Source organism: Sphingomonas sp. DMC8, assembly GCF_056314185.1.
Map to the genome: position 1 here is coordinate 17,411 of NZ_JBQUYV010000012.1, position 14,102 is coordinate 31,512.

Genomic DNA, 14,102 nt, shown 5'->3' on the forward strand with positions numbered 1-14,102 from the left:
CGTTCGAAAGGTAGCGCCCCGAGCTGTCTTGCGTCAAGGGGTGCCAAGCGGGCGGCGCCGCCTGGCGCGCTTTGGTTTCAGGCGCGGCCCGCGGCAGCGAGCGCGGCCCGCACCTGTTCGCCGTAGAGGGCTTCGGCGTTCGCCTTGAGGTCCGGAAGGTAATCGGTTGGAAAGCGGCCCGGTGCCGGCTTGGCGTCCTTCAGCAGGATACGCCCGACCTGCATTTGATGAATTTCGGTGGGGCCATCCGCCATGCCCATAACCGGTGCCGAATAATAGACGCGCGCCAGCGGGGTGAGGTTCGTCAAGCCGAGCGATCCGAGCAGATGCGTGGCCTTCCGGATGACGTGATCGATCACCTGTGCGCATCGCACCTTGCACGCGCCGATCCACTGGATCGCTTCATGCTCCATGCCACGATCCAGCAGCCAGGCGGTTTTCAGGATCAGCAGCTGCAGTTCCTCAATCATGATCCAGCAATCCGCCACGTCCACCTGGACCAGCTGTTTGCGCGCCAGCAACTCACCCTGGGTGGTCCGTGATGCGGCGCGCTCGATCATCATCTCGAGTGCCTTGCGGGCCTGACCAACGGTTCGCATCGCGTGATGAATACGGCCTCCGCCAAGGCGTGCTTGTGCTACCTTGAAGCCTTCGCCAGGTGCGCCCAATATGTTATCGCGTGGAACGCGCACATTGTTGTAGCGCAGGTGCGGGTGCCCCCCTTCCCCATAGGGTTCGCCAAAGATTCCTACCTGTTGGACGATCTCGATCCCGGGTGTGCCGGCGGGCACCAGAATGGCGCTGAAGCGCTCGTGGCGGGGCCTATCGTCGCTCTCGGTCCGCGCGATCACGATGAAGAACGCCGCGTGGTGCCCGTTGGATGAAAACCATTTCTCGCCATTGAGTACCCATTCGTCCCCGTCAAGCGAGGCGGACAGGCGAAACTGAGTCGGATCGGAACCGCCCTCGACCTCAGTCATCGAGAAGCACGAGTAGATTTCGCCAGCCTGCAACGGATCAAGGAATTGCCGCTTCTGCGCTTCCGTCCCGAAGCGTGCCAGAATTTCGCCATTGCCACTGTCGGGTGCCTGACAGCCGAACACGGTCGGTGCCCAGAAGCTGCGGCCGAGAATTTCGTTGATGTAGGTGAGCTGTACGCTGCCGAAGCCAGGGCCACCCAGTTCTTGCGGCAGATGGAGACCCCAAAGCCCCTTTTCCTTCACGATCGCCTGAAGTGGCTTTAGCACCGCGCGCGATGCGACGTCGGTCACGTCGTATGGTTGGGAGCCGTATTGGTCGAACAGATAGTCCATGGGCTCGACTTTCTCGCGCACGAAATCGCGGATCCAGTCGAGCTTGGCCTGGAATTCAGGGGAGAGGCTGAAATCGGTCATCGTGTTGCCTTTGCTGATGCTACGGTTTGAATGCCGATCCAGGCGCCGGACCCGCACCGTCGACGCGGAGAATGGCACCGGTGGTGTAGGAGGAGGCGGGGCTGGCGAGGTACAATGCGGCGGTCACGATCTCGCGTGGTTCTCCGATGCGGCGCATCGGGATGTCGCCTCCGACGGCGGGATCGTCCGCCCAGGCCCTGGAAATGTCGGTACGAAACGCCCCTGGCGAGATCACGTTGATGCGCACCTTGGGCGCGTAGGCCATGGCAAGCGCGACGCTCATCGCGTTGAGACCGGCCTTCGCCCCGGCATATGGTCCGAAGTTTGCGGCCGGTCGCAACGCGCCGGTCGACGAGATGTTGATGACCGACCCACCGCGCCCTGCAGCCATCCGCTCCGCGATCAGCGCGGTGAGGCGGAAGGGGCCCTTGAAGTTGACGTCAACGATCTTGTCGAACAGCGCTTCGCTGGTTTCGTGGGGAGAGGGCGCAAGCGGCGACAGGCCGGCATTGTTAACCAGGATATCGACATGCCCTTTCCAGCCCCATGCCGCATCCGCGAGTGCAAGAAGCTCGTCCCATTCCCCGACATGCGCCGCGACGGGGAGGGCGTGACGACCCATCGCCTCGATCTCTCGGGCCACGACTTCGCACGCCTCCATTTTGCGGCTGGCGATCACGACATCGGCTCCGGCGGCAGCGAAGGCCAGCGCCATCTCGCGGCCCAGACCGCGACTGCCGCCGGTAACCAGCGCAACCATGGAAGACAAATCGAACAGTTCGGCAGGTGTCCTGGTCACAGCTTCGATCTTTTCGCGATCTGTTCTGCGCAGGAAAGAAGGTTGAGCGTTAGTCGGCCGAAAAACTCGCCTTGTTGCCGGGGCATTTTCCCTGTGAGGGACTCGGCGTATTTACGTTCCAGCAGGGTAGCGAGCTTGAATTGAGCAAGTACCATGTAATAGTCGATATTGTCGGTCGGCAGCCCCGAAAGCTCACCGTACAGGGCGATCAGTTCCTCTCGCGGTGGAAAGTGCGTTGGATCGAACAGTTCGGGTGGAGGTGCGACCCCGCCGGGATCGGCCGGTCGGAAGCCATACACCGTCCAACCTAGATCCAGCAGCGGATCGCCGATGGTGGACAATTCCCAATCGATGATCGCCGCCAGCTGTCCCTTTCGCCTCTTGTCGAACAGGGTATTCGCAAATCCATAGTCGCCATGGATGATGCCGAGCCGCGGGGTCTCGGGCAGGTTGGCCTCCAGCCAGTCGGTCACATAATCAAGACCGGGTAATACCCGTCCTGCATAGCCTTCGGTCTCGCGATAACTGGCAAGTTGTCCCAGCCATCGCTCTACCTGACGCGAGAGAAATTTCTCGCCGCGTCCGAAATCGTTAAGACCCACTGCGCGATGGTCGATGCGCGAGAGATCAGCAAGCCCGCGGATGAGTTCGAACGCCAATTCGCTGCGATCGGCTGCGGGGTCGTCATAGGGAGGCGGTAGCGGCCCGTCGCCATAGTATCCCCAGCCGTCCACGAAGGCCATGACGTAAAAGGACACGCCGATGACGTCGCGCGCGGCACACCAAGCGAGCATGTGCGGAGCGCGAACCTTCGTTCCGTTCAGCACCGTAAGGATTCGTGCTTCGCGGCCAAGGATTCTCTCGCTGTCCGGACGAGGCACGCGGGGTGGGCGGCGCAATACGGCAGTCTCGCCCCCGCGCGTGATGCGAAACACCGCGTTGGAGGAGCCGCCGGTCAGCTGGGTGGCCTGAAGCGGCCCGTCTCCCAGCAACGGCAGGTGCTGATTCGCCCAGTGTTCGAACTCCCGCGCCGGAAGCAGATGTGCGTCGGTACTCCTATTCTGCACGCCGCCGACACCTCTCTCGATCAGTTGTTTTGGATGAACATAAAATCAGATTATGGATAAACGTCTATATAATCTGACGCAGCGCGTGTCGATAGATACCTATTGAATATTCGATCGGTAATGCTAGGCCTTTGCCGAGCCTGCGCTCGTGTCCACCGCGGCGCGCGGGCGTGAAGCGGGCGCATGCGGGTTTTCGGCTGGTGCGACTCTCGGATTCGTGTGCGGAGGATGCATGATGAGCGGAATTATCGGCTTTGGTGCCTATGTGCCGAAACGGCGCCTGCAACGTGCCGCGATACATTCGATCCACGAATGGTTCGCACCGGGATTGAAGGGCCTTGCAAAAGGCGAGCGGGCGATCGGCGACTGGGATGAGGACAGCATCACTATGGCGGTCGAAGCCGCCCGTGACGGGTTGGTCGGCCTGGATCGTTCGCGCGTCGGCACCGTCGTCCTCGCATCGACGACATTGCCTTTTGCGGACCGGCAGAATGCCGGCATCGTCAAGGAAGCTTTGAATCTGGGCGACGCCGTCGGTGCTATGGACGCGTGCGGCAGCCTGCGTGCCGGCACCAGCGCTTTGATCCAGGCATTGCGCACAACGGCGATCCAAGGGGCAGCTCCGCAGATCTGCATCGCATCCGACATGCGCAAGTCGCGCCCCGCATCGGAAGCCGAGTTGTCGAACGGGGACGCGGCAGCGAGCGTCGTGGTGGGACATGGCGATACGATCGCTGACTATCTCGGCGCCTACAGCGTCACCGCAGATTTCGTCGACCATTCCCGAGCGGCGGGCTCGGATTTCGATTATGGTTGGGAGGGACGCTGGATCCGCGACGAGGGCCATCACGGACTGCTGGTGACGGCGCTCAAGGATGGGCTGGGCTCACTTCAGATCGCGGCGGACGCCGTTGATCACGTCATCATCCCTTTGAACGGACGCGGCGTGGCTGCCTCGGTGGCCAAGAAGGCCGGCTTTCGACCGGACGCGGTCGTGCCGACGCTCGCCGAGCAGCTCGGAGACAGCGGAGCCGCCCATCCGCTGGTTCTGTTGGTCTCCGTCCTCGAACGCGCGCAGCCGGGCGAGAAGATTTTGCTGGTTGGCTTCGGTCAGGGCGTGGACGTCATCTTGTTCGAAGCGACCGAGGCTTTGTGTCGCCTGGTGCCCCGCAGAGGTGTCCAAGGCCATCTCGCGCGGCGTGTGGAGGAGCGAAATTATATGCGCTGGCTCTTTCACCGCGGCCAGGTGGAACTCGAGACCGGGATGCGCGCGGAAGCCGACAACAAGCAGTTTTCGGCCTCCTTGTGGCGGCGACGCAAGGAAGTGCTGGGGCTGGTTGGCGGGCGTTGCACCCAGACCGGTACCGTCCAGTTCCCGAAGAGCGAGATCGGCGTGAATCCGAACAAGCCGGTGCGCGGGACGCTGGAAGACTATCCGTTGGCGGATAAGCGGGCGCGCCTCATCACCTACACTGCCGATGCCCTGTCCTACACGCCAGCGCCGCCCCTCTACTACGGGCTGATCGACTTCGAGGGTGGGGGCCGTTTGAAGGCTGAACTGACCGACGTGGAGGCGGGCGCGCTCGAAGTTGGAATGGAGCTGGAAATGGCCTTCCGGATCAAGGCTTTCGATAAATCCCGAGGATTTCGAAAATATTTCTGGAAGGCCCGCCCTGTTATGACGGAGGTTTGATATGGCGAGCGGCATCAAGGACAAGGTCGCGATCCTGGGGATGGGGTGCGCCAAGTTCGGTGAGCGATGGGACAAGGACGCTGGCGACCTTATGGTCGAGGCGTTCGATGAGGCGATTATCGACGCGGGTATCGACGTTTCGCAAATCGACGCCGCCTGGCTTGGCGTTGCCTATGACGTCGTCAATATCGGATCGTCTGGTATTCCGATGTCGTTCGCACTGCGCCTCCCCAATATCGGCGTTACCAAAGTTGAGAACTACTGTGCCTCCGGAACCGAGTCCTTTCGAGGGGCGGTATATGCCGTGGCGTCGGGAGCGGCAGACATCGCCTTGGCGATGGGGGTCGAGAAGCTGAAGGACACGGGTTATGGCGGTCTTCCGGTTCGCACGATCGGCAGTACGTTCGATATGGTCGGTGTGGAGGGATCCGGACCGGGAAATTTCGCGCAGCTCGCGTCAGCATATCGCGCTGTCCATGGCATTGGTGCTGATGACCTAAAACGTGCGATCGCCCATGTCTCGGTGAAGTCGCATGCGAACGGTGCGAAAAACCCGAAGGCTCATTTGCGCAATGCCGTCGACATGGACACGGTCCTCAATGCACCGATGATCGCGGAGCCGCTTGGATTGTTCGATTGCTGCGGCGTCTCGGATGGCGCAGCCTGTGCGATCGTCACGACCCCGGAAATTGCGCGCAGCCTTGGCAAGAAAGACCTGGTGACGGTCAAGGCATTGCAGCTGGCGATGTCCAATGGCTGGGAGATGCAGCAGGCTGGCGGATGGAACGGAAGCTATTTCCACACGACCCGCATCGCGGCGACCAAGGCGTATGCCGAGGCGGGAGTCTCCAGCCCGCGCGAGCAGATCAACCTGACCGAGGTCCATGACTGCTTTTCGATCACCGAGCTTATCACGATGGAGGATTTGTTTCTTTCCAAGGAAGGGCAGGCATGGCGCGACGTCCGGGACGGGATGTTCGACGCTGACGGCAAGATACCATGTCAGATCGATGGCGGCCTCAAATGCTTTGGTCACCCGATCGGCGCATCAGGGCTTCGCATGATCTACGAAAACTACCTACAATTGCTGGGTCGTGCGGGCGACCGGCAGGTCAAGACTGCGCCGAGTTTAGCACTCAGTCAGAACCTCGGTGGCCAGCCGTGCGAAAACGTTTCTGCTGTCGCTATTGTGGGGCTGGCAAATGTCTGAGCTTTCCGCAACGCTGGCCAGGACGATGGAAGCGGATGTTTTCGAGGCTTTTCTCGACCAAGTCCGGAAGTTCGTGCGCGAGCGCCTCGTTCCCGAAGAGGAACGAGTCTTCGAGGCAGGGCAGGTGCCGCGTGACCTGCTGGACGAGATGTGTGACCTCGGCCTGTTCGGCCTGACGACGCCGCAACAATATGGCGGCCTCGGGTTAAGTCTCGGAGAATATATCGAAACCGTCATGGAGATATCCTGGGCGGCCCCCGCGTTCCGTTCTGCGCTCTCGATCAACACCGGTATGGTGACCACCGCGTTCAAGACGAGCGCGACCGAAGAACAGCGGCGTGAATGGATGCCCCGCCTAGCTAATGGGGCGATGGGCTGCTTTGCGCTGACGGAGCCCGACAGCGGTTCCGATTCAGCCGGTTTGCGGACACGCGCGGTGCGGGACGGCAGCGACTATGTCCTGAACGGCACGAAGCGCTACATCACGAATGGCCCGATCGCGGACATGGTGCTGGTGATGGCGCGCACGACTGCCGAAAACCTGCCGAAGAATAAGCACGTCTCCGCATTCATCGTGCCCGCAGACACACCAGGCCTGACGCGCGCGAAACCCGACAAGAAGATGGGGCAATCCGGTGCCTTGACAGGTGACATCGTACTCGAAGACGTACGGGTGCCGACGGCCGCGCTGCTCGGGGGGGAAGAAGGCAACGGCTTCAAGACTGCCATGAAAGCCCTCGATACCGGACGTCTTTCGGTGGGCGGCGCCGCCATCGGCTATTCGCGCCGTATCCTGGAATCCGCGTTGCGCTACGCGACCGAGCGAAAGGCCTTCGGACAGGCGATCTGCAATTTTCAGTTGATCCAGGCGATGCTCGCGGATTCGAAAGCCGAACTCTACGCCGCCGAGTGCATGATCGCCGACGCGATCCGGCGCGCCGAGTCCGGGCGGACATTTTCTACCGAAGCAAGTTGCGTCAAGATGTTTGCGACCGAAGCATGCGGCCGCATCGCAGACCGCGCGGTCCAGATCTATGGCGGCGCCGGGTACATGTCCGAATATGAGGTCGAGCGTTTCTATCGCGATGTGCGTCTCTATCGGATCTATGAGGGCACGACGCAAATCCAGCAACTGGTGATCGCCAAGAACATGCTGCGCGACTTCGCCGAACGGCAATGATCGCGCTGTCTACTCGAGCGCCAGCAAGCGCTCGTATCGTCAGATACAGGATGAGGGGAATATCGTGAGCGAAGTAGGATCGTACGCGGTCGAGGACGGCATTGGCATCATCACCATCGATTCGCCTCCCGTTAACGCACTGGGAATCAAGGTGCGGCGGGCTCTACATGAAGGGTTTACGAAGTTCGGTGCCGATGACGCCGTCAAGGCGATCGTGCTGATCTGTGGTGGGCGGACGTTTTTTGCAGGCGCGGATATTTCCGAATTCGGCAAGCCGATCGAGCAACCTGATCTGCTGGGCACGCTGCACTCGATCGAGAATGGCGGCAAACCGGTAGTCGCGGCGATCCACGGCACGGCTCTGGGCGGCGGCTACGAACTGGCGCTCACTTGCCATTACCGGATTGCCGTTCCCTCGGCGAAGGTCGGGCTGCCGGAAGTGAAGCTTGGGCTACTGCCTGGCGCCGGCGGTACGCAGCGCCTTCCTCGCATCGTCGGCGCCGCTGCGGCTCTGGATATCATCGTCGGCGGAGATCCTGTCCCAGCAAAGCGGGCGCTTGCGCTTGGCATGGTCGACGCGCTCGCCGAAGAAGGACGGCTGCGGGAGGATGCAATCGCCTTCGCCCGGACGCTGCTTGAACAAGGGCGACCTCTGCAACGCGTACGCGACCGGCAGGACAAGGTCGATGCCGACAAGGGAAATACCGGGCTGTTCGATGCGTATCGCGAAAAGGTCGCCCGATCGACGCGGGGCTTCAAGGCACCGGGGCATATCATAAAGGCGATTCAGGCAGCGGTCGAATTGCCGTTCGAGCAGGGTATTCTGCGCGAGCGCGAACTGTTTCACGAGTTGCACGATTCAATCGAATCGGAGGCGCAGCGTTATTATTTCTTTGCCGAACGCCAGACGAGCAAGATCCCTGACGTGCCCTCCGATACGCCGCGTCTGCCGGTAAAGTCGGTGGGCGTGATCGGCGCGGGAACGATGGGCGGCGGCATCGCAATGAACTTCCTGAACGCCGGGCTGCCGGTCGTGCTTTCGGAGATGAATCAGGAAGCGCTCGAGCGGGGCCTTTCGGTGATCCGCAAGAACTACGAGAACACGGTGCGCAAGGGCCGCCTGAAGCAGGAGGACGTCGAGAGCCGCATGGCGCTCATCACGCCCGTGGTCGGCCTCGATGCGCTCTCCGGTGTCGACCTGATCATCGAGGCAGTATTCGAGCAGATGTCGATCAAGAAAGATATTTTTGCGACCCTTGATCGCATCGCCAAGCCGTCGGCTATCCTCGCGAGCAACACCTCGTTCCTGAACATCGACGAGATCGCGTCGGTCACCAGCCGGCCCGAGCGGGTGATCGGGCTCCACTTCTTCTCTCCGGCTAATGTGATGCGCCTGCTCGAGGTCGTGCGGGGTGAGAAGACGTGCAAGGAAGTTATCGCGACCTGCATGACTCTGGGCATTGGCAAGGTCCCGGTTCTGTCACGCGTGGGGCCGGGTTTCATCGTCAATCGTATCATGGGGCTTCGCGTGCATCTCGCCGACGCGATGGTGCTCGAAGGACCGACACCGGAGGAGATTGACAAGGCGATCTACGACTTCGGGTTCGCCATGGGTCCGTTCGAGATGATCGATCTGGTTGGACTGGACGTGATCGGTCGCGACGACGACCAGCGCTCGCTGCATGGCGATCTCGTCAAGCTCGGTCGTCGCGGTCAAAAGACGGGTGCCGGCTTCTACGATTATGACGCCAATCGGAAACGCAGTCCCTCCCCAATTGCGGCGCAGGCGATCGACGACTTCGCTAAGTTCAAGCGCGTCGCACGGGGGACATCGCAGCCGCCCGAAGAGATCGTCGCGCGCTTGTTGTATCCGATGATCAATGAAGGAGCGAAGGTACTGGAAGAAGGCATCGCCATCCGCGCTTCGGACATCGATGTCGCTTGCATATTGGGGTATAACTGGCCGCTCTATACCGGCGGGCCTATGTTCTGGGGCGATACGATCGGGCTGCAGAAGGTGGTCGACAAGCTCGAGGCGCTCGCGAAAATCCATGGCGAACAGTTCGCGCCGTGCAAGCTGCTTCGGGAAAAGGCCGCAAATGGTGGAAGCTTCACGCGCTGATCGGCTCGGCGCGCGGCAGTGCACCGGACTGCGCCTCGCAGCATCGCTGGGATGCCCGGAGGCACGGATCCGCACCCTCCCGCGCATCAAGGGCGTTTTCGCTTGGGGAAACGCTCTTCCTTGTCCCGTGTCGCATTTTCCGAGCCGTTGACGGAAAACGGTTCGCTCGACCATGTTCTGGCGAGGCACGTTTCGCCGCTACACGAGTGAGACGCATGACGTACGAACACTTGATCTATGAGATGGTTGGGGATGTCGCAGTCGTCCGGTTCAACAAGCCGGAAACGCTCAACGCCATGACCGATCCCATGGGCAGCGAGATATTGGTCGCGTTGCATCGTGCCGAGCGCGAGGCTCGCGCTCTTGTGCTCACCTCCGTCGGGCGGGCCTTTTGTTCGGGCGCTAACCTATCCGACGCGACATTCGACCTGGAAGATACGGGTCGCGACGTGGCGGCCGGGGTGCGCAGCATCTTCAACCCGTTGCTGCTCGACATGCGGGCGTCGCATCTCCCGATCGTTACGGCGGTCAAGGGTGCTGCGGCGGGCGTCGGTTGCGGAATCGCCTGTGCTGGCGACCTGATTGTCGCGGGGGAGAGTGCGTTCTTCTTTCCGGCTTTCCGCCATGTCGGTCTCTCACCTGACGGCGGTATCAGCTATCTGCTGACCAAGGCGATCGGGCGCGTGCGTGCGATGGAAATGATGTTGCTCGGTACGAAACTGCCTGCTGCGCTCGCGCTCGAATGGGGGCTGGTCAATCGCGTCGTAGCCGACGACGCAGTCGAGACCGAGGCATTGTCGCTTGCTACCGCATTGGCGGCCGGACCGAGGTCGCTCGCGCATATCAAGGATGCGGCCTGGGCCGCATGCGATTTGTCCATGCCCGAACAACTGCAGCGCGAGCGCGAATTGCAACGTGCTTCCGGTCGAACGCCCGACTTTATCGAAGGCGTCGCCGCTTATCGGGAGCGGCGCCCGCCGCGTTTCACTGGACGCTGACGGGCTATAGCGTGCTCACCAGGTGGCCGCCATCGACTTCGATCACCGCTCCCGTCATGTAGTGGGAGAGATCCGATGCAAGCAGCAGCAGGGGGCCGTCAAGATCGGCAAGTTGTCCAAGGCGGCGTTGCGGGATGCGCCTGATCATGGCCTTGCCTGCCTCGGTTTCCCAGAAACCGGCGTTGAGCTCGGTCTCCAGATAGCCCGGCGCCAGCGCATTGACGCGTATCCCGAAACGGGCAAGCTCGAGCGCCAGCGATTTCGTCATCTGGATCGCGCCTGATTTGGACACTGCATAGGGTAGGACGCCGCCTGCCTGGCGTAGACCTAGGATCGAGGTGATGTTGATGATCGATCCGCCCGCCCCTCTGGCGCGCATTGCACGACCCGCCGCCTGCGACATCAGGAAAATACCCTTGAGATTGGTATCGATCACCGTGTCCCAATCGGCTTCGCTCTGATCGAGCGCCGGTGCATCGCGCACCACGCCGGCATTGTTGATCAGGATGTCCACCCGGGCCAGCGCCGGCGCGGCGGCGGTGATGCTGGCTTTGTCGGTGACGTCCAACGTGATGGTCTGGCACTTGCCCCCGTCAGCGCGTATCCGCTGCGCGATGGCAGCCAAGGCTTCCGGCCGCCGCGCAGCCAGGACGACTTCGGCACCCGCGCCGGCCAGGACAGTGGCGAAATGCGCGCCCAGTCCTGCCGACGCACCCGTTACCACTGCAACCTTGTCGTCTAGTCGCCATCGCTCCATCGGGCCCATCCTCGCATCACTTCGTGGTTCTTTCGGAAGATCATCGCCGCCAACTTCATGAGCGTTCCCGCTGGGGCGTAGCAGGCTTCCGCTCCGGGAAACGTGGACCCATGATCTCGATAGCCGCGAGCGCCTCGTTCAAACGCGCGATCTCCAGCGCACTGAGATCTATGTTGCTCGCGGCGATGTTTTCTTCGAGTCTGATGCGCTTCGTCGTACCGGGAATGGGAACCAGCGTGGGACGCTGGGCGAGCAGCCAGGCCAGCGCGATCTGCGCGGGGGTGACGCCGCGCTTCGCGGCAGCCTCGCGGAGGAGGCGCACCAGCGCCTGATTATGCTCGATCGCAGCCGGGGCGAAGCGCGGCAGCGATCGGCGCAGGTCGCCTTCGCGGATCTGGTGCCCCGGTGCCATCGTCCCGGTGAGAAAGCCCTGCCCGAGCGGGCTATAGGCAATGAAGCCGATGCCCAGCGCGTCGCAGGCCTCCAGGATGCCGTTGCTCTCCACGTCGCGCGACCACAGCGAATATTCGCTCTGCACGGCGGCGACGGGGTGCACCGCATGCGCGCGCTGCAGCACCTCGGCGCTCGGCTCGGACAGGCCGAAGTGCAACACCTTGCCTTCTGCGACCAATTCCCTGACCGTCCCGGCAACGTCTTCGATCGGTACCTGTCGGTCGACCCGGTGCTGGAAGTAGAGATCGATGACTTCCGATCGGAGCCGCCGCAACGATTGCTCGCAACTCGCGCGGATATGCTCGGGCCTGCTACTGAGGCCCTGTTGCTTGCCGTCGACGATCCGGAAACCGAACTTGGTTGAGATCCGCACCGTGCCGCGGTCCGGTTCGAGGGCGGCGCCGACGAGTTCCTCGTTGATGTAGGGGCCATAGACCTCGGCGGTGTCGAACAACGTGACGCCGCGATGGACTGCCTGCCGGATCAGTTTCACCGCATCGGCAGGATCCAGGGTCTCCGCAAAGGCAGCGTTGAGGCCCATGCATCCGAATCCGATCGCGGAGACCTCGAGTTCCTGAGTCAACCGGCGTGTTATCATCCAGCCTTCCTCTTCTTGAGGGTATGCATCGCGGTTGCCGTTCAGGATCCGGCTTTGGTCCGGGCGTTGAAGTGTGCCACGCCGGCCATCGCCTCGGCGCTATCGGCTACGCCCATGACGCACCGGTGCTCCAGCGCCAGTCCTGCTTCCAGTGACAGGTCGAGGCCTTCGCGGATCGCGTCGCGCACTGCGCGCTGCGCCGTTTCACTCCCCTGGGTCGCCGCCAGGCAAAGCGCCAGCGCGGTGCCGATCACGTCATCGCTCACTTGCGTCACGAGCCCGATCTCGAGCGCGCGCGCCGCACTGATCGGTGCACCGAGCAACGCAAGCTCTAAGGCGCGGGGAGCGCCGATGATGCGCGGCAGCAGCTGGGTACCGCCATAGGATGGCATCAGCGAATGGGTAATTTCCGGCAGCCCGAGAACCGCGTCCGTCGCCGCGACCCTGAAGGTGCAGGCCATCGCCAGCTCCAGTCCGCCGCCAAGCGCCATGCCGTTGATCGCAGCGACGGTTACCTTCGACAGGCGGACGATCCGCAGGATCAGCGCGTGCATATGCCGCACCCGCGCATCTGGATCGATGCCGCCTTCCTTCAGATCAGTGCCGACGGAGAATGCCCGACCGGAACCGGTGATGACGATCGCGCGGATCGCGGGATCGGCTTCCGCGTCGAGCAGGGCGCGTTCGAACGCATTCACCATTTCGCTGTTAAGGGCGTTGAGGACCCTCGGCCGCTCGAAGCGGATCACCATGCACGCTTGCTCGATGGATGTCGAAAGCGTCGAAACTGCTTGCTCGGTCATCGCTCAACTCCCTAGTCGCGCCGATATCGCTGCGGCCTGCGCGAGTGCTTCTCGATATTCCGTGCGGAGCTGGCCCACGAGCCGATCGGTCGGAAGGACTGCATCGACCCCGGCGACACCCTGTCCGGCAGACCAGATTTCCTTCCAGGGCTTCAGCGGGGTGCCATCCGGCGCCTCGCGTAGCTGGGGGTGGCGCAAATCCAGCTTGGTGGGATCCAGGCCAGCACGACGTAGCGATTCGTTCAGGAAGCTGGCGGGGGTTCCTGTCATGGCCGCCGTAGCCACCACGTCCGAAGCACCGGCGGCAATGAGCATCGCCTTGTATTCGGGGGCGGCAACGGACTCATCGGTCGCGATGAAGCGGGTGCCCATATAGGCTAGATCGGCACCGGCGGTGGTCGCTCCGGCGATGTCGCTGCCTGTTGATAGTGCGCCGGCGAGCAGGATCGTGCCATCGAACCTGCGCCGCGCATCGTGCAGAAAGGCAAAGGGGTTCAGGAATCCGGTATGACCGCCGGCGCCCCCGGTGAGCAGGATCACACCGTCGACGCCGGCTTCCGCAGCGATTTCGACATGGCGGGCGCTCGCGACATCGTGAAACACGATGCCGCCATAGCCGTGCACGGCCTTCACCACCTCGCGATCCGCGCCGAAGGATGTGATGACCAGCGGAACGCGACGGCGGATGGTAAGCGCCAGATCGTCCGCCAGGCGATGGTTGGCCTTGGCAACGATCAGGTTGACGCCATAGGTCGCCGACTCTTCCGTCCGAGCTGCCTCGATCTCGTCGAGCCACGTGCCATATTGTGCGGTCGTTCGCGGGTTATGTGCGGGAAATGTGCCAATCACCCCGTTCCGGCAGCATTCGATGACGAGCTGCGGTGTCGAGAGGATCAGCATCGGCGCGACCACCACGGGCAGTCGCAGGCCGGGAAGGAGCGGCGCAGGAATGCTCATCCGATGCTCCCGCAACCGCGACCCGGCAGGCATTTCACAGATCCGACCTTCCTCACCTCTCTCATTCGTCC

General features: G+C 62.4%; 12 protein-coding genes. 5 read left to right on the top strand and 7 right to left on the bottom strand.

From position 1 onward, the window contains the following. Positions 1-77 precede the first annotated feature (77 nt). Genes ACT53K_RS18860 through ACT53K_RS18870 form a run of 3 tightly spaced genes read right to left on the bottom strand, consistent with a single transcriptional unit; the run spans position 78 to position 3,260 of the window. Positions 78-1,394, bottom strand: a complete 1,317-nt coding sequence (locus tag ACT53K_RS18860) for an acyl-CoA dehydrogenase family protein (RefSeq protein WP_476230332.1) — start codon at positions 1,392-1,394, stop codon at positions 78-80. Between the two features lie 19 nt (positions 1,395-1,413). Further along, positions 1,414-2,193 (bottom strand): SDR family NAD(P)-dependent oxidoreductase, encoded by a 780-nt coding sequence (locus ACT53K_RS18865; RefSeq protein ID WP_476230333.1) that lies wholly within the window; start codon positions 2,191-2,193, stop codon positions 1,414-1,416. Then, positions 2,190-3,260: a phosphotransferase family protein gene (locus tag ACT53K_RS18870; protein ID WP_476230334.1), complete on the bottom strand. Its 1,071-nt coding sequence runs from the start codon at positions 3,258-3,260 to the stop codon at positions 2,190-2,192. The genes ACT53K_RS18865 and ACT53K_RS18870 overlap by 4 nt, the downstream gene beginning before the upstream one ends. A gap of 232 nt (positions 3,261-3,492) precedes the next feature. Between ACT53K_RS18870 and ACT53K_RS18875 the strand changes: the two genes are divergently transcribed. The 5 genes from ACT53K_RS18875 to ACT53K_RS18895 all read left to right on the top strand — a co-directional run bounded on the left by ACT53K_RS18875 (position 3,493) and on the right by ACT53K_RS18895 (position 10,463). Next, positions 3,493-4,953 (top strand): OB-fold domain-containing protein, encoded by a 1,461-nt coding sequence (locus ACT53K_RS18875; protein WP_476230335.1) that lies wholly within the window; start codon positions 3,493-3,495, stop codon positions 4,951-4,953. 1 nt (position 4,954) lies between these two features. Further along, entirely contained in the window at positions 4,955-6,163 is a 1,209-nt protein-coding gene (locus ACT53K_RS18880) for an acetyl-CoA acetyltransferase (protein ID WP_476230336.1), read from the top strand. Beyond that, positions 6,156-7,343 carry an acyl-CoA dehydrogenase family protein gene (locus ACT53K_RS18885; protein WP_476230337.1) on the top strand — a complete coding sequence of 396 codons (1,188 nt, stop codon included), beginning with the start codon at positions 6,156-6,158 and terminating at the stop codon, positions 7,341-7,343. The genes ACT53K_RS18880 and ACT53K_RS18885 overlap by 8 nt, the downstream gene beginning before the upstream one ends. A gap of 64 nt (positions 7,344-7,407) precedes the next feature. Then, complete coding sequence (locus ACT53K_RS18890) at positions 7,408-9,465, top strand: 3-hydroxyacyl-CoA dehydrogenase NAD-binding domain-containing protein (protein WP_476230338.1); 2,058 nt, start codon at positions 7,408-7,410, stop codon at positions 9,463-9,465. Positions 9,466-9,680: 215 nt separating this feature from the next. Continuing rightward, the gene (locus ACT53K_RS18895; RefSeq protein WP_476230339.1) at positions 9,681-10,463 is read left to right on the top strand and encodes an enoyl-CoA hydratase-related protein; all 783 of its coding nucleotides are present in this window, start codon (positions 9,681-9,683) and stop codon (positions 10,461-10,463) included. A gap of 4 nt (positions 10,464-10,467) precedes the next feature. Here the strand turns inward: ACT53K_RS18895 and ACT53K_RS18900 are convergent, their stop codons facing one another. Genes ACT53K_RS18900 through ACT53K_RS18915 form a run of 4 tightly spaced genes read right to left on the bottom strand, consistent with a single transcriptional unit; the run spans position 10,468 to position 14,031 of the window. Beyond that, positions 10,468-11,220 carry an SDR family NAD(P)-dependent oxidoreductase gene (locus ACT53K_RS18900; RefSeq protein ID WP_476230340.1) on the bottom strand — a complete coding sequence of 251 codons (753 nt, stop codon included), beginning with the start codon at positions 11,218-11,220 and terminating at the stop codon, positions 10,468-10,470. A 55-nt stretch (positions 11,221-11,275) separates the two neighbouring features. Next, a complete protein-coding gene (locus tag ACT53K_RS18905) occupies positions 11,276-12,271 on the bottom strand; it encodes an aldo/keto reductase (protein WP_476230341.1) in 996 nt (331 codons plus the stop codon). A gap of 41 nt (positions 12,272-12,312) precedes the next feature. Next, positions 12,313-13,074, bottom strand: coding sequence for an enoyl-CoA hydratase/isomerase family protein (locus tag ACT53K_RS18910; protein ID WP_476230342.1), 762 nt, complete (start codon positions 13,072-13,074; stop codon positions 12,313-12,315). A 3-nt stretch (positions 13,075-13,077) separates the two neighbouring features. Beyond that, positions 13,078-14,031, bottom strand: a complete 954-nt coding sequence (locus tag ACT53K_RS18915; protein ID WP_476230343.1) for an NAD(P)H-dependent flavin oxidoreductase — start codon at positions 14,029-14,031, stop codon at positions 13,078-13,080. Positions 14,032-14,102: the final 71 nt, after the last annotated feature.

Excerpts from the sequence above, each read along its gene's own strand:
- ACT53K_RS18860 (WP_476230332.1), bottom strand. The coding sequence starts at position 1,394 with ATGACCGATTTCAGCCTCTCCCCTGAATTCCAGGCCAAGCTCGACTGG.
- ACT53K_RS18875 (WP_476230335.1), top strand. The coding sequence starts at position 3,493 with ATGATGAGCGGAATTATCGGCTTTGGTGCCTATGTGCCGAAACGGCGC.
- ACT53K_RS18880 (WP_476230336.1), top strand. The coding sequence starts at position 4,955 with ATGGCGAGCGGCATCAAGGACAAGGTCGCGATCCTGGGGATGGGGTGC.
- ACT53K_RS18885 (WP_476230337.1), top strand. The coding sequence starts at position 6,156 with ATGTCTGAGCTTTCCGCAACGCTGGCCAGGACGATGGAAGCGGATGTT.
- ACT53K_RS18895 (WP_476230339.1), top strand. The coding sequence starts at position 9,681 with ATGACGTACGAACACTTGATCTATGAGATGGTTGGGGATGTCGCAGTC.
- ACT53K_RS18900 (WP_476230340.1), bottom strand. The coding sequence starts at position 11,220 with ATGGAGCGATGGCGACTAGACGACAAGGTTGCAGTGGTAACGGGTGCG.
- ACT53K_RS18905 (WP_476230341.1), bottom strand. The coding sequence starts at position 12,271 with ATGATAACACGCCGGTTGACTCAGGAACTCGAGGTCTCCGCGATCGGA.
- ACT53K_RS18910 (WP_476230342.1), bottom strand. The coding sequence starts at position 13,074 with ATGACCGAGCAAGCAGTTTCGACGCTTTCGACATCCATCGAGCAAGCG.
- ACT53K_RS18915 (WP_476230343.1), bottom strand. The coding sequence starts at position 14,031 with ATGAGCATTCCTGCGCCGCTCCTTCCCGGCCTGCGACTGCCCGTGGTG.